The 15,633-nt window shown below is 50.9% G+C and carries 17 protein-coding genes; all 17 read right to left on the reverse strand.

Annotation, left to right across the window (positions count from 1 at the left end):
• Window positions 1-390 precede the first annotated feature (390 nt).
• Window positions 391-900 carry a DivIVA domain-containing protein gene (locus tag Q5741_RS03070; protein ID WP_305022557.1) on the reverse strand — a complete coding sequence of 170 codons (510 nt, stop codon included), beginning with the start codon at window positions 898-900 and terminating at the stop codon, window positions 391-393.
• Window positions 901-1,114: 214 nt separating this feature from the next.
• Window positions 1,115-1,897, reverse strand: coding sequence for a YlmH family RNA-binding protein (locus Q5741_RS03075; protein WP_305022558.1), 783 nt, complete (start codon window positions 1,895-1,897; stop codon window positions 1,115-1,117).
• Window positions 1,898-1,906: 9 nt separating this feature from the next.
• Complete coding sequence (locus tag Q5741_RS03080) at window positions 1,907-2,170, reverse strand: YggT family protein (RefSeq protein ID WP_305022559.1); 264 nt, start codon at window positions 2,168-2,170, stop codon at window positions 1,907-1,909.
• Between the two features lie 7 nt (window positions 2,171-2,177).
• The gene (locus tag Q5741_RS03085) at window positions 2,178-2,624 is read right to left on the reverse strand and encodes a cell division protein SepF (RefSeq protein WP_305022560.1); all 447 of its coding nucleotides are present in this window, start codon (window positions 2,622-2,624) and stop codon (window positions 2,178-2,180) included.
• 2 nt (window positions 2,625-2,626) lie between these two features.
• Entirely contained in the window at window positions 2,627-3,316 is a 690-nt protein-coding gene (locus Q5741_RS03090) for a YggS family pyridoxal phosphate-dependent enzyme (RefSeq protein ID WP_305022561.1), read from the reverse strand.
• 7 nt (window positions 3,317-3,323) lie between these two features.
• Window positions 3,324-4,157, reverse strand: coding sequence for a peptidoglycan editing factor PgeF (pgeF, locus tag Q5741_RS03095; RefSeq protein ID WP_305022731.1), 834 nt, complete (start codon window positions 4,155-4,157; stop codon window positions 3,324-3,326).
• A gap of 96 nt (window positions 4,158-4,253) precedes the next feature.
• Window positions 4,254-4,595 (reverse strand): YlmC/YmxH family sporulation protein, encoded by a 342-nt coding sequence (locus tag Q5741_RS03100; protein WP_305022562.1) that lies wholly within the window; start codon window positions 4,593-4,595, stop codon window positions 4,254-4,256.
• 128 nt (window positions 4,596-4,723) lie between these two features.
• Window positions 4,724-5,506 (reverse strand): RNA polymerase sporulation sigma factor SigG, encoded by a 783-nt coding sequence (gene sigG, locus Q5741_RS03105; RefSeq protein WP_305022563.1) that lies wholly within the window; start codon window positions 5,504-5,506, stop codon window positions 4,724-4,726.
• A 101-nt stretch (window positions 5,507-5,607) separates the two neighbouring features.
• On the reverse strand, window positions 5,608-6,330 hold the full coding sequence (gene sigE / locus Q5741_RS03110; protein WP_305022564.1) for an RNA polymerase sporulation sigma factor SigE: 723 nt from the start codon (window positions 6,328-6,330) through the stop codon (window positions 5,608-5,610).
• Window positions 6,331-6,348: 18 nt separating this feature from the next.
• Window positions 6,349-7,335, reverse strand: a complete 987-nt coding sequence (gene spoIIGA, locus Q5741_RS03115) for a sigma-E processing peptidase SpoIIGA (protein ID WP_305022732.1) — start codon at window positions 7,333-7,335, stop codon at window positions 6,349-6,351.
• A gap of 228 nt (window positions 7,336-7,563) precedes the next feature.
• The gene (ftsZ, locus tag Q5741_RS03120; protein WP_305022565.1) at window positions 7,564-8,676 is read right to left on the reverse strand and encodes a cell division protein FtsZ; all 1,113 of its coding nucleotides are present in this window, start codon (window positions 8,674-8,676) and stop codon (window positions 7,564-7,566) included.
• A gap of 55 nt (window positions 8,677-8,731) precedes the next feature.
• Entirely contained in the window at window positions 8,732-10,009 is a 1,278-nt protein-coding gene (gene ftsA / locus Q5741_RS03125) for a cell division protein FtsA (protein ID WP_305022566.1), read from the reverse strand.
• A 211-nt stretch (window positions 10,010-10,220) separates the two neighbouring features.
• Window positions 10,221-10,979 (reverse strand): cell division protein FtsQ/DivIB, encoded by a 759-nt coding sequence (locus Q5741_RS03130; RefSeq protein ID WP_305022567.1) that lies wholly within the window; start codon window positions 10,977-10,979, stop codon window positions 10,221-10,223.
• A gap of 54 nt (window positions 10,980-11,033) precedes the next feature.
• Window positions 11,034-12,317 carry a UDP-N-acetylglucosamine 1-carboxyvinyltransferase gene (murA, locus tag Q5741_RS03135; RefSeq protein WP_305022568.1) on the reverse strand — a complete coding sequence of 428 codons (1,284 nt, stop codon included), beginning with the start codon at window positions 12,315-12,317 and terminating at the stop codon, window positions 11,034-11,036.
• A gap of 16 nt (window positions 12,318-12,333) precedes the next feature.
• Window positions 12,334-13,242 (reverse strand): UDP-N-acetylmuramate dehydrogenase, encoded by a 909-nt coding sequence (murB, locus tag Q5741_RS03140; protein WP_305022569.1) that lies wholly within the window; start codon window positions 13,240-13,242, stop codon window positions 12,334-12,336.
• Between the two features lie 147 nt (window positions 13,243-13,389).
• Entirely contained in the window at window positions 13,390-14,505 is a 1,116-nt protein-coding gene (gene murG, locus Q5741_RS03145) for an undecaprenyldiphospho-muramoylpentapeptide beta-N-acetylglucosaminyltransferase (RefSeq protein ID WP_305022570.1), read from the reverse strand.
• 8 nt (window positions 14,506-14,513) lie between these two features.
• The gene (spoVE, locus tag Q5741_RS03150; protein ID WP_305022571.1) at window positions 14,514-15,611 is read right to left on the reverse strand and encodes a stage V sporulation protein E; all 1,098 of its coding nucleotides are present in this window, start codon (window positions 15,609-15,611) and stop codon (window positions 14,514-14,516) included.
• Between the last annotated feature and the right edge of the window lie 22 nt (window positions 15,612-15,633).

Below are 15,633 nucleotides of genomic sequence, written 5' to 3' on the forward strand. Positions count from 1 at the left end.
AGGGACGAGACTGTATCTCGCGTTACCACCCTGATTTCGCGCACATCACCTTCTGTCAGCAGAAAGATCAAGCAGCGACTCTCATTACCCTGCCCAACTACAACAGGGAGCCGGTATAACGTTCGGCACACGGTGACACTTACACACGTCTCGTTGGACGCTTCGGCTCACTTCTCCGGGAAGATATTTCATCATGGTCTGAACATTGGCTTTCAGCAAACGCCAACTCTCTGGGGAACAAATTCATGACACAGGTCCCATCATCGAATGATATTTTCATAATAACACACAAAACATTTATATTTATTTATATACCTATCCTGTATAAATGTCAACTATGCCCCGGGTAGGCCTGTTTCCCTGTTCAACCAAGCAGCGGTATGCGGAGGGTTAATAAATCTCACGCATTTCCCGCTCGCGTTCCTGGACCTCGCGCTCCCGGTTCTCCAGCGCTTCCCAGCCGTCCTGGCTGAGCAGCTCCAGCTGCGCTTCCACCAGTGTGCGGAAACGCGCACGGTAGATAGAGGCCTGCTTCTTCAGCTCTTCCACTTCCAGTGCGATCTTGCGGGATTTGGACAATGCATCATTCACGATCCGGTCTGCATTCTTCTCTGCTTCCTTCACGATCAGCTGCGCTTCCTTTTTCGCATTGTTCTTCACATCGTCAGCCGCTTCCTGTGCCACAATAATGGTTTTGCTCAACGTCTCCTCGATGGTCGCGAAATGGTCCAGCTTCTCCTGCACGGACATGAGCTGATTGTTCAGCTCCTTGTTCTCACGGATAATGCCTTCATAATCCTTGATAACCTGGTCCAGAAATTCGTTGACTTCGTCCTCGTCATATCCGCGGATACGGCGGGCAAACTCCTTATTATGTATATCCAACGGGGTTAATGGCATAATGTCCACCTCCAATAAAATTAAACTTCCCCTAGAACGGGGAAGTGCGGTCTTAGGTTAACGTCAGCAGCTTAAGCTGCCTTCAGACATACCCTGTTTATCGGCTTGTCCGGCTTACGATTTCAGTATATCGCAAAAATCAGTTCAGCATCCTAAAATTATGGCTGTAATACCATACATTTTCGACAAGGCTTCCCCGATTCCTGCCGCACCTTTATACAAATTTGCCGATTTTGAGACGATAACGTCCTTTTTTGGTGATGCCATCCAGTTCAAGCACCTTAAAACGCCCAAAACCCTGCAGGGATATAACATCCCCTTCTTTTAATGGAGCAGACGGATTCTCCTCCACCTTCCAGTTCACCCTGCAGCGGCCTGCTTTGATCGGTACCAGAATCTTGCTGCGGCTGAGCCGGTACACATCACTGGCAATTCCGTCCAGACGTAAAGAAGCCACCGTAAGGTCTGACAGCTCCAGCTTGTTCTCCTTCGTCCGCAGTGACGAAATGGGAAGAAGCTCAGTCATAACCTGTATACGGTGTACCTGATGGAGCTGTGTATCAAGAAACGATGAAATTTCGGAAGCCACTACCGTGTGACACCCATCATCAAGCACATGAATATCACCAATTTTGGCACGCTTCATGCCTAGATTCAGAATAGCTCCCATATAATCACCATGCTCCAGCTGTACAAACTTCTGATCGGCAGATGTAACACTCAGCACAGTCAAGCCCATATCCTCATCAACAAGGTAAGCATAATCCGGTGCGACAAGAGCGCGTTTGCGCTCCGCCCCGTCGAATCCGCCGTCCAGACGAATCTGCACATTGTCACGGCGTGCGGCAAGCGTGGTAAGGATAAATGCCTGCCGCGGGTCCAAAAAATCGGTCAGCTTATGCTCATGATGTTCACTTGCATGAACGACCCACTCCCAGGCCCGGTCCACAAACTCCCGTTCGTCCGGATGAAAGTGTTCGTAAATTGCGGTTCGCATAAAGCCCTCCTAGATAAAAAAGTGAATAACCGTCAGCAATCCTACGACCGCAATACGCAGAACAAACAATGCCACGATCGGAGAAATATCAATCATACCCATAATGGGCGGTATAAAGCGGCGGAATGCGGATAGGTACGGCTCCACCAGCTTACCAAGAAGTTCCCCGATAAAGCTGTCGCGGGCACTAGGCAGCCACGAGAGCAGCACATATACGATGATCATGTAGAAATAAATATCAAAGAGAAACCAAACAATTCTATCAATACTCAAAAGCGGCTCACCTCATTTTGTTAAAATCCTGTTCGCTCTCGGCCAAGATTTCCGTAATGGAGCCTTGGATCTCCACGGTATCCGGCGTACACAGAAAAATGTTACCGCCGACTTTGGAAATACCCCCGCCCAATGCGTAAACGGTTCCGCTGAGGAAATCGATAATCCGCATTGCCTGGTCGCTGCGTACACGCTGCAGATTCACGACAACGGTACGGTGGGAACGGATGTGATCCGCTATTTCCTGTGCCTCATCATAAGAGCGCGGCTCATATAATACAACTTTCACATTTTTCTGGGAATGTATGCTCACAACATTACTTCCCCTCTGGTTTTTACGTTTGTCTTGGTTGGAGGTTTCAACTTCCTGCTCTTCGTCGATCATTTCCTGCTGTACAATCTCTTCTTCTTCCTGCAGACCCAGGAAGTTCATAAATTTATTCATCACGCCCATCATCACTCCTCCTCTTTTCCGACCAGTATGGAACCAAGCCGTACCCATGTTGCCCCTTCCTCAATCGCGACTTCAAAATCATTGGACATCCCCATGGATAAATGGGCCATTGGTTCAGGAGTCAGGGCTTGTCCATTCAGTTCATCCTTCAGCTCACGCAGTCCCCGGAATACAGGACGGGTCCGTTCTGGATTTTCTTCAAAAGGTGCCATCGTCATCAGACCTATTACCTGGACATGCTTGTACTGGGCAATCTGCTGCAGAAAAGAAGCCGCTTCTTCCGGCTGCAGGCCGTACTTGCTCTCTTCTCCAGAAACATTAACCTGAAGAAAGCACTTTACCGTCAAATCCAGCTTAGCCGCCTTTTTATCAAGCTCCTTGGCCAGGGAAATTGAATCCAGGGAGTGAATATAAGTAAATTTACCGATAATATCCTTAACCTTGTTTGTCTGCAGGTGTCCGATAAAGTGCCAGACCCCGCGGTTCCCCAGCCTGTTCCACTTCTCTTCGGCATTCTGCCAGCGGTTTTCACCGATATGGTTCAACCCAGCCCTCAGCACAGATTCCGTCATCCCCGCCGACACGTATTTTGTGACCGCGATGACATTCACCTCGTCCGGATTCCGGCCTGCGCGGCGGCATGCTTCGCGAATGCGTTCGTTCACCTGATGTATTCTTGCCTCCAGTGACACAGGAGGTTCACCTCTCTTCCAGACCAATCCAGCTTGCCATTCTGCCAGTAACCCCGTTCTCCTTGCGGTAGGAGTAAAATATCTCCGGATGGCAGCTCGTACACCAGCTTGTATATTCGATACGACTCGGCAGAATTCCTGCTTTCATCATAATGTGTCGATTGCATTCTTTCAAGTCAAGCATGGTTTTACCGTCTCCCGCAGAGCGGTAGACAGTTCCCTGCCATTCATCATTAACCCCATATTTTTGTTCCAAAACCCGGATCCGGTCCATCACATAATCATCAACCTCATAGCAGCAGCCGCCGATGGAGGGACCGATGGCACCCAGCATATCGGCAGGATCTGATCCATATGTTTTGTTCATAGTCCGCACCATTTCGACGGCAATCTCACCCACAGTGCCTTTCCACCCGGCATGCGCCAAGCCTACCACACGGCGAACCGGGTCACAGAAATAGAGCGGCACACAGTCCGCATAAAAGGACGTCAGCAGCACACCGGGCACATTCGTGACGAGACCGTCCGTTTGCTGGAAGGCAGACTCTCTGTCATAGAGCCCTCGTCCCTTATCCTCCTCCTGAACAACAGCGACAGCAGCGCTGTGAACCTGCTCCCCGCAGGTCCATGCCTCTGCCGGAAATCCGACCGCTCCAGCGACCAGCTCACGATTACGAAGGACATCTTCCGGGACATCATGTACGTGATAAGCACAGTTCAGGCTATCATAAGGCCGCTGGCTGACACCGCCGCGCCGACTCGTAAAGCCAACGGACAGTCCCGCCACCTGGCTCTGCCAGGAATCGATCATTAACAATTCCGGCCCTTGATTATTATCCATCCATTTAAATGGTTCCACTTCGATCACCTCTGCTACCAGTGTACCAAAAGCGCTGCCGATTGTGCGAACAAAACCCCTTGCCAGGACTGCTGTACATCAATGATTTTTCTTAGCTCCCCGATCTGTGCGTTCCAGATATAGATCTGGATCCCGTTCTTCCGGCCTTTCCTCCCGGGCAGGTGTCTCCATGCGGACCAGCACAACGTCAGAGCCGATTTTGACAATATGGCGCCAGGGAATTATCAAATCCGAACCCCCGCCGAACAAACCCATAAATCGGTTCTGGACCGGGACCACAATCGCTTCAATCCGTCCCTGGCGCAGGTCCAGCTCCAAATCACTGACATGGCCCAGCCGCTTGCCGTCAATGATGTTAATCACATCCTTGGTTTGGAAATCCGAGATTTTCATCGCTCTGATGGTTTCTTCTGTGCTCATTCACTTCACATCCTTTGATCGGCAAAAGTCCTTTATGTATCTATATGAGCAAGTTAGTGAAAATAGCCTGCCTGGGCCCGCTCGGCAAAATAAAAACGATCCGGAAACGGATCGTTTGGTTATGCTGCTTAAGATTTCACATGCTTCTGCATTTGCTGAATAGCGGATTTTTCCAGTCTGGAAACCTGAGCCTGCGAGATGCCGATCTCATCGGCAACTTCCATTTGTGTTTTACCATCAAAGAAGCGCATCGACAGGATCATCTTCTCCCGTTGACCCAGACGGTGCATGGCCTCCCGGAGTGCAATCTCTTCAATCCAGGAAATATCCTTATTCTTATCATCGCTGATCTGGTCCATAACATAGATCGGATCTCCGCCGTCATGGTAGATCGGCTCAAACAGGGATACCGGATCCTGAATGGCATCCAACGCGAATACCACATCTTCCTTGGGAACATTAAGTACTTCAGAAATTTCGAAAATCGTCGGTTCCCTTGAATTCTGATTCGTCAGGTTATCCCGGACCTGCAGTGCCTTGTACGCAATATCGCGCAGTGAGCGGGATACCCGGATCGGATTGTTATCCCTAAGATATCGCCGGATCTCCCCGATAATCATGGGTACGGCATAGGTGGAAAATTTGACATTTTGTGATAAGTCAAAATTATCAATGGCCTTCATTAAGCCGATGCAGCCCACTTGAAATAAATCGTCAACAAACTCCCCTCGGTTGTTAAACCGCTGGATCACACTAAGCACCAGTCGCAAATTTCCGTTAACTAATTTCTCTCTGGCTGAACGCTCGTTATGCTGCTGGAGTGCGGTGAATAATTCACGCATTTCCACATTCGTCAGCACCGGCAGCTTGGCGGTATCTACACCGCAGATCTCGACTTTATTTCGGGTCATTGTGACTTTACCTCCCAAGGAGAAACATTAATGTTCATTATCTCCTGGGGTTGTCATTTTATTCGCGATTGGCTCCCCTTCCAGCAATGCCCAATTCGGGGTTACACCATCTTATTGAACTCCTTACGCAGACGTTTGATAATCCGTTTCTCTAGCCTCGATATATAGGATTGGGAGATTCCCAGCAGGTCAGCGACATCTTTCTGCGTCTTCTCCTCCCCATCCTGCAGGCCGAACCGCAGCTCCATAATCAGCCGCTCTCGGTCTGTCAGCTTCTCCAATGCTTTATGCAGCAGCTTACGGTCAACCTGCTCTTCAATATTGCGGTAGATCGTATCGCCTTCGGTGCCCAGCACATCCGAGAGCAGCAGTTCATTACCGTCCATATCGAGATTCAAAGGCTCATCAAAGGACACCTCCGAGCGCGTTTTGCTGTTACGGCGAAGATACATGAGAATTTCATTCTCGATACAGCGGGAGGCATAGGTGGCCAGCTTGATTTTCTTCTCAGGATCAAAGGTATTCACCGCCTTAATCAGGCCAATGGCTCCAATGGAGACCAGATCCTCAATATTAATGCCGGTGTTCTCGAATTTTCGTGCAATGTACACGACCAGCCGCAGGTTGCGTTCAATCAGCATAGCACGTATAGCTGAATCTCCTGTCGGGAGTTTCTGCAGCAGGTATTCCTCTTCTTCACGAGTCAGCGGCGGCGGAAGGGCTTCGCTGCCTCCAATATAGTAGATTTCTTCCCGTTTGAGACCCAGTAAAAATAAAATACGATAATATTGCAGCTGTACAACCAGCTTCCATTTCACTAGCATGATTATCCCCCTATCATGTCAGATGGCCGAAGCGTTCGACTCTGCCACCCCATCGCTTCCGCTGCGAAGCGGTTGCTCTACCGATTTCGTCTCCTGAAGCAGTTCAGGATGGATGATGGCGCGGTACTTACCTTCACTGGACAGACGGCCACCATCCAGGCCGATCAGCAACCTGGTACAGCAGGATTCCTGCCCGTCCAGCGTAATAATGACTTGATCCGGCTTCAAAGCCAGCATAAACGATGTGCTTTTGTTCACCCCCCGGTACGGGACCAGACGAAGACGATCCTGCCAAGGGAATGTCTCACTGCCCAGCTCCATAATCAGTCGGTCTGCCTCTCCATCCTTCAGACGATCCTGCCAGCTTGCCGGCAGATACTCGCTCCATAAAGAAGCCTCCATCACCATGACAGGGACCCGTGTTAATGGATCGGTCAGCTGGTTTCCCGTATCAACAAGGCCTGTACAACATATTTGTACACCATCAATGTTTGCCTCGACTTTACCCAGGAATACAGCCATCCGGTCATTTCTTCCCTTTGAGCCTTGTACGATACGGAACAGCAGCAGTGTCACGAACAATAGAATCAGCACAGACCACATGCCAATCTGCAGCTCGAATGAAAGTCCTCCGGACGTTGTATACCAGATGCCATTGAACAGCTCTCCTGAATTCTGCAGCAGATAATGAACACCCAGAATCCCTCCGGCAGCCACAAAATTGACGATATAAAAAGCTCCCAATGTCCGGATATACTGCTGCAGACTCCCAAAACCGAACGCAACCAGCAGCATCAGGACCGACAGTGCAAATTTGATCAAAAATGTAAACATAAATGACAGTTCAGGAACAAACATCATGACCACATACATCGCACCAATGGCGGCAGACAGCAATGTTCTCCACCACGAAGGACGGAGTTTACGCATCCAGGCCGTTACCTGGAGCAGCACGCCATCAATCAGGAGATTGGTGAGAAAAATCAAATCGATATAGACAACCAGTCATTTCACCTGCCTAAACACGACATCGCCATATCAATAGATTCAGTATAGTAGCCGTCTTGTTCAAAGTCTGTCTAAAGATGGGGAGAGAACCTGATCTATTTTTGTCGGAATCCGTTGGGGTTCAGCTAACTGTATTAAGATGACTGTATTAAGATGACTGTATTAAGATGACAACAGCAAAAAACCCGCTTTCTCAAGGAAAGCGGGTCTGGTTTGAAATGATAATTATTCGTTATTATTGCGTGAGCGATTGCGTAGGAACGTCGGAATATCCAACTGGTCACTGCTCGGCTGATTCCCGAATGGACGCAGATTGTTGTTCGGACGCTCTGCAGACTCAGGCTGCTGCTGAACCGGTTTGCGGTTTGGCGCAGGTGCAGCTGCTCTGTGTTCAAACCCTGTCGCAATGACGGTTACCTTGATTTCTTCCTTCAGGCTTTCGTCAATAATCGCACCAAAGATCATGTTAACTTCAGGATCAGATGCAGATGTAACAATCTCAGCGGCTTCATTCACTTCATAGAGTGACAGATTGACACCACCTGTGATGTTCATGATGACACCCCGAGCGCCTTCGATTGAAGTCTCAAGCAGCGGGCTCATGATTGCTTTGCGCGCAGCTTCTGCCGCACGGTTCTCACCGGTTGCTTCACCAATCCCCATCAGGGCGGATCCACGTTCCGTCATAATTGTCTTCACATCAGCAAAGTCCAAGTTGATCAGACCCGGTACAGCGATCAGGTCGGAAATACCCTGAACCGCCTGACGGAGTACGTTATCGGCTTCACGGAACGCCTCCAGCATCGGAGTCTTCTTATCCACAATCTCAAGGAGACGGTCATTCGGGATCACAATCAGTGTGTCCACTTTCTCCTTGAACGCTTCAATTCCGTGTTCAGCCTGAACGGAACGCTTGCGGCCCTCGAACGTGAACGGACGAGTAACAACACCTACTGTCAGGGCACCGCACTCCTTGGCAATCTCAGCGATAACCGGAGCTGCACCCGTGCCTGTTCCGCCGCCCATACCCGCTGTTACGAAAACCATGTCTGCACCTTTCAGTGTATTCATGATCAGATCACGGGACTCCTCGGCAGCCTTTTTGCCGACTTCAGGATTTGCACCTGCACCAAGACCGCGGGTCAGCTTATCGCCAATTTGCAGTTTATGCTCGGATTTAGCCAGGTGAAGCGCCTGAGCGTCTGTATTCACGGTGATAAACTCTACACCTTGTACACCGTTCTCAATCATACGGTTGACTGCGTTGCTGCCGCCGCCGCCTACACCGATTACTTTAATCTGGGCCAAGCTCTCCATCTCAAAATCGAATTCCAACATACTCTTCCCTCTCCCCCTCAATGTACATCACTGGCTCGTTCATCATAATTGACACCTATATGAACTCACTGAACATGTTTTTCAAGCGTTCGAACAGCCCCGGTTTTTGCTCGCTTTCCGGAGCCGGATTGCTCTTCGCCCGATTATTCGGCTTCTTGTTGTTTCCACCGTTCCCGTTGTTTGCGCTGCTGCTTACAGGACGAACACGGGCGTTACGGATGACTTTGTGGAGGATGCCGACGCCGCTTGTGTACCCCGGATCGCGGACCCCGATGTAATCAGGCACCGCAATTCTTACGGAAGCGGCCAGTTCATGTTGCGCCACTTGAAGTACACCCGGCATGGAGACGGTCCCTCCCGTTAGTATATAACCTCCGGGAAGCTCACTGTAACCCAGGCGTTTCACTTCTGCTAGGATCAGCTGGAAAATCTCTTGCACCCTCGGCTCAATAATAGCGGCCAAATCCTGCTGCGTAAATTCTTTATCCACGTTGCTGCCGATTCGGGTCACCTTAAAGAAGACATCGGCTGCAGCATCGTTATACCATGCGCAGCCGTATTTCAGCTTTACCTTTTCAGCTTGATCGGTAAGAGTACGCAAACCATAGGCTATATCATTGGTAACAAACTCGCCTCCGATCGGAAGCGTGGACGTTGCAGTGATGGCTCCTTCCTCGAATACCGTAACCGTTGTTGAACCGGCACCGATATCCACAAGTACGGAACCCATTGTTTTCTCATCCTTAGACAGACAGAGCTGGCCTGACCCAAGCGGCATCAGCACCAGATCCACGACCTTCAAACCGCTTTTCTCCACACAGCGAAGCAAATTATGTATCGCAGTTTTGGCTCCGGTAATGATGGTCGCTTCCACTTCCAGACGCACACCGATCATGCCTCTCGGATCCTGTATGCCTTCCAGGCCGTCAACCACATACTGCTTGGCCACCACGTCAATAATTTCCCGTTCCGGCGGAACGGCAATCACCTCGGCTGCCTTCAATACGCGTTCGATATCCTCCTCGCCGATCTCGCGATCCTCGTTGGATACCGCGACAACCCCGTGGCTTGTCTGCAGTCCAATATGATTTCCAGTTATTCCAACAAACACTTCGGATATTTGAATACCGACCATTCGTTCTGCGTGGTCTACCGCATTGCGTATGGATTGTACAGTTTGGTCGATATCGACAATTGAACCCTTGCGAATTCCTTCCGAGTCGGCAGATCCAACCCCAATAATATTAAAGGTTCCATTATTCATTTCCCCAATAATAGCCCGAACTTTGGATGTACCGATGTCCAAACTTACAATGATGTCATTGTTGCTCAAGTCTGTGGCACCTCCTGACTCCAAAATAGAATTACGTTCTAAACATCCACTTTATCATATTCCACACTATTAATGCTTTCCCTCTTTTTTCTACAAATTTTTTGGGTGCCAACTTCTGGTTGTCTTACGCAATGATGCATCATAAAAATCTGAAGAAAAAAGAAGGATTCCGGACATTGGCCCGTAAAGCCTATTCTAGCATTTTTTACAATCATTGAGTAGCCTGATTTTCCTCATCTGCCGCGGTATCCTGCGGCTTGAAAGGCACATAGGAATCGGCCTTGAGCATCGTGATCTGACCCGGCTCCTCCGACTGCGTCACCTGATTCAAATAGCTGATCTTGTTCGGCAGCAGGGAGATGGCTGTAATGACTTCGAACTGGGAACGGGTGTACATCTTGATCCGGTCCGGAAACGAAGCTGTCGGCGAAGGAATGATCTCCGAAATATCGGACGTCAGCTCATTCGGAATACTGGCAAGAATATGCGAGAGCTTTGCCTTAAGATCAGGCTTGTCCCCCCACTGGGTCAATATCGGCTTCTCGACCGCAATTCCGCTGCCGGTCACCGGCTTGCTGCTACCATTAGCCAGAATCGCTTTCAATCCGTCGTCACTGATTTCATAGGCCACCGTAGCGTAATCCTGGACCTTAATTTCAAAGACACCCGGAAATTGCTTGTCCACCACAGCCTTCTCAATTGAATCCAGCTTCTCGAGTCGATGCTCTACATCGGCAGCGCTTGTTCCGAAGAACTGTTCCCCCACATGCAGACCGCTTTGTTGTAAAAGTTTTTCGCTGCTGTAGAAACGGCTGCCTTCAATACGAACCTCTGATATTTTGCTCATTGAAGACCGGAAAAAAAGTACCGCCAGCAGGACGATGAATAAAAGAATAAGAATGAATGCAATTTTACGGCTGGTCCTCATTTTAGGCTTGTCCTGTTTAAGCACAGGCAGTTGTTTTGACATAGGCTACACTCCAGAAAAGCCTGTGTCCCCTCCTGTGGGAGGGGACGTAAGGCATTAATTCGCAAGATCAAGCAGCTTGCTGACCGCAGATTGACGATGCATAACGGCTCCCAGACTTTGGAATAAAACTTCGATCTTGGCATAACCCCGGTCGATATGGTGCACCTGTTCCACAACGGTTTTGCCCTGGGCTGCGAGACCGGCAATCACGAGCGCGGCGCCAGCCCGCAGGTCTGTTGCTTCCACCGTCGCTCCGTATAGACGTGGAACCCCGCGAATGATGGCCGCATTCATATCCACGGATATATTCGCTCCCATAACATTCAATTCGTCCACATGCTTGAACCGGCTCTCGAAAACCGTCTCCTTCATCACACTCACTCCATCCGACAGAGAGAGCAGGACCATAACCTGCGACTGCAGGTCCGTCGGAAAAGACGGATAAGGAGAGGTTACAATACGGTCCACCGCCTTGGGACGGCTCAAACAGCTTACGGTCATTATATCATTGCAGATACTGATTTGAACACCGGCGCGCTTCAACACGTGCATTAACGACGTGAGGTGGCTCGGCTGGCATCCGGTCAGGGTAACATTTCCCCTTGTGGCGGCAGCGGCAATCATCACCGTACCGGCTACAATCCGGTCAGGAATCACCTCATAGGCGCATCCGGACAGCTGATCCACACCGGTAATCGTAATTGTACTCGTACCCGCCCCTATAATGCGGGCCCCCATGGCATTCAGAAAATTTTGCAAATCCTGGATTTCCGGCTCCCTGGCCGCATTGCTGATGGTTGTCGTGCCTTTGGCCAGCACGGCCGCCATCATGATATTCTCCGTCGCGCCGACACTTGGAAAATCCAGATGAATATCTGCGCCCACCAGCTGTGCTGCACGGCAGATAATCTGCTCTTCCCGTTCTTCGATCTCGGCACCAAGCGCAGCCAGGCCCTGAAGATGAAGGTCAATTTTCCGTTCTCCGATCGCACATCCGCCAGGCTGATAGACCGAAACCTCACCGAATCTTGCCAACAGCGGCCCCATCAGAAAGATAGATGATCGCATTTGTTTCATCAGGTCTTCAGGAACGTTGAAGGAACTTGCAGAGGATGTATCAATCCATACGGTTTCCTGTTCGTGCCGGCAGGTACAGCCGAGACGTTCCAGAATATGAAGCATAACCTCAATGTCCAACAGATGGGGCACGTTCTGCAGCTCAGCTTTGCCGGCAGCAAGCAGGCTTGCCGCCAGAATAGGCAGTGCCGCATTTTTGGCTCCGTGGATACGTATGGTTCCTGATAGGGGGCGCCCCCCTTCCATCACCAATTTGCCCAATGTATCACCTCCGAGTCTACAGCTCACCCACAACAAAGACCTCGGGAACCAGTTCTACTCCATTTTGGCTGCGAATTGTGTGCTGTACATGCCTGATGAGGGTAAGCACATCCTCTGCCTTGGCCTGCCCTGTGTTAATGATGAAGTTAGCATGCTGTGTCGAGATTTCTGCTCCGCCGGCCTTCAGACCTTTCAATCCCGCCGCTTCGATCAGTCGCGCAGCATGATCTCCCGGCGGATTGCGGAATACACTACCCGCACATGGCAGCTGCAGCGGCTGGGTCTGACGGCGGCGCTCTTTGTAAGCCGCAAGAGCAGTATTGATCTCTCCGCGGTCCCCCCGTTCCAGCTGAAGCTCAGCCGAGATAACGATACCTCTGCGCTCATGCAGCACGGAATGCCGGTAGCGGAACTCCATCTCCTCAGGTCCGTATTTCACTAACTCACCCGTCTCCAGAACAACCTCGGCGGATTTAAAGATCCGTGACACATCCGACCCGTGCGCGCCCGCGTTCATATAGACAGCTCCGCCCACACTGCCCGGAATACCTCCCGCGAACTCAAGCCCTGACAAGGCCTGCTTGCCCGCAAGCACGCTGAGTTTGACCAGGGACACTGCGCCTCCAGCCGTTACGGTTCCATCCTCCTGGAATGCTGTCTGATCAAAGCCGTCTCCAAGCTTAATCACGATGCCCCGGATGCCTTTATCAGAGACGAGCATATTGGAGCCCCGCCCGATCTGCATCCATGGTAAACGGTGTTCACGGATGAATGTCATGAGGCTCATAAGCTGCTCTCTCGTATCCGGAATCACGACGGCATCGGCAGGCCCTCCAATTTTCCAGGTCGTATACCTGGACAGGGGTTCATTCATCAGGATCGTTCCGGCATTATGCCGGGACAGCAGTTGTAACCATTGGTGCATCGTAGATATCCTCCTTTATCACCACAGCTGCAGCCATCCCTGCCCGGGGCGGTCTCCCGACCGCTAACAGGCACCCGCGGGTAAGATTGTCACGATTTCATAGGGTATCTTATGTCCGTATCAGATCTTGTGTGACAATGGCCCAGCTTACTTTCGGCGCAAAGCCGACAATCTGCGCAGCTCCTCCACGATCAGCTCGGCCGAGTCCGGTTTACCCAGCGTGCGTGAGGCCTCCGCCATATCGCGGCGAACACCAGGATCTGTCATGATTTGCTCAATGGCACCAAAGAGCTTCTCCCCGTTCAGCTGCGGCTCCAGAATCATACGGGAAGCTCCAGCCTTCTCCAGGGTTCTTGCATTCGCCTCTTGATGATTATTAGTTACGTTCGGCGACGGTATAAGGATGGACGGAATGCCAAGCGACGTCGTCTCCGCCAAAAAAGAAGCGCCGGCACGGTTCACAATCAGCGACGTACTGGCCAGCACTTCCGGCATATTATGAACATACGGCAGGATGTGAAGATAATTGGGCATGGTCCCCAGCTGTTCCAGTACCGCAGATCGCGTCTGCTCGAAATACGTATCACCCGTCACATAGACAAAATGAACATCCTTTAATCTGGAGAGATGTCCCGCCATATCGATCATGGCGTCGTTAATCGCTTTGGCTCCCCGGCTTCCGCCTACCACAAGCACTACCTTGCTGCCCATCGGCACACCCAGGGTAGCGAAACCGCGCTCTTTGCTGGCATGGTGTACCGTTGTTGCACGGGGGTTACCGGTATACAGTACTTTTCGTGCTTTAGGAAAAGCGGATTCCGACCCTTCAAAGCTCACAGCCACCGTCTCCACATAGCGGCTCAGAAACGTATTGGTTAATCCCGGAATCGCGTTCTGTTCATGGATAAGACTTGGAATCCCAAGCTTGGATGCAGCATAAACGACAGGACCACACACATAACCACCGGTGCCTACCACCACGTCTGGCTTGAACTCTTTTAACAGCCTTTTGGATGTTTTAACCCCCTGCAGGAAACGCAGAATCGTCTTCACATTCTCAGCAGAGAGACTGCGGCGGAAGCCCGTAATATCTATAGATTCAAAAGGCAGTTCTTCCTGGGGGATCAGCTTGCTCTCCAATCCGCGCTTGCCCCCGATGTACAGAAATTCCGAGCCTGGTTCTTCCTTCTCAATTTGCCTAGCTACTGCGACGGCCGGGTAAATATGACCTCCCGTACCGCCGCCACTTAATACGACGCGCATCGTCGTGCTCACCTCGCGTATCTGGATAAATTCAGCAGAATGCCAAGCGCTGTCAGCATCAGGGTCAGGGATGACCCGCCATAACTGATCAGCGGCAGGGTAATGCCGGTTACCGGCATCATGCCGATGACAACACCAATATTAATAACGACCTGGACAGCAACCATGCCGACAATTCCGGCAGCCAGAAGACTGCCGAAAGCGTCGGGCATCGTCATGGCCACACGCATGCCGCGCCATACCAGGACCAGAAACAGTAAGAGTACAATCAGACCACCGATAAATCCGAGCTCTTCCGCAAGAATAGAAAAAATAAAATCCGTCTGCGGCTCCGGAACATAGCTGTATTTCTGACGGCTCATCCCCAATCCCAGACCGCCGAGTCCGCCGGGGCCGATCGCATACAATGATTGAATGATCTGATAACCGGCTCCGAGCGGATCTGACCAAGGATCCAGAAAGGCTGTAATCCGCTTCAAACGGTAAGGGGCTGCTGCGATAAGTCCGACAAAGCCGGCAGCGCCGCCGAGAGCGAGAAAACCGAGGTGCTTCCAGCGAGCGCCTGCCGTAAACACAATCAGCAGAGAGGCCCCGAGCATTACCGTACCGGTTCCCAGATCCGGCTGCATCATAATAAGTCCGAAAGCAAGTCCGATCAATCCAAGCGGCGGCAGCAGCCCGCGGGTAAAGGAGGAAATATCGTAATCCTTGCGGCTGAGCCATTTGGACAAGAAAAGGATCATGCCCAGCTTCATGAATTCAGACGGCTGAATCCCGAAAGAGCTGATCCCCAGCCAGCTTCGCGCGCCTCCGCGAACGACCCCGATTCCCGGTATCAGAACGAGGATCAGCAGCGCAAAGCACAAGAGTAATCCAGGCCTCGCATATTTACGCCAGATCCGGTAATCCACATTGGCCGTAACGAACATGGCTGCAATCCCAAGACCGGCGAACAGCAGCTGACGCTTCACAAAATAAAATGAATCGCCGTAATCATGAAAAGCCAGTACCGCCCCGGCACTGTAAACCATAACAATTCCAATGGCAAGTAAAGCAAAGATACATATGAACAGCCACAAATCCGGGGCTGGACGCGATTGCTTCATCAGGAGGCACCCCTTACATCAT

This window comes from Paenibacillus lacisoli (assembly GCF_030580655.1).
GTDB lineage: Bacteria > Bacillota > Bacilli > Paenibacillales > Paenibacillaceae > Paenibacillus > Paenibacillus lacisoli.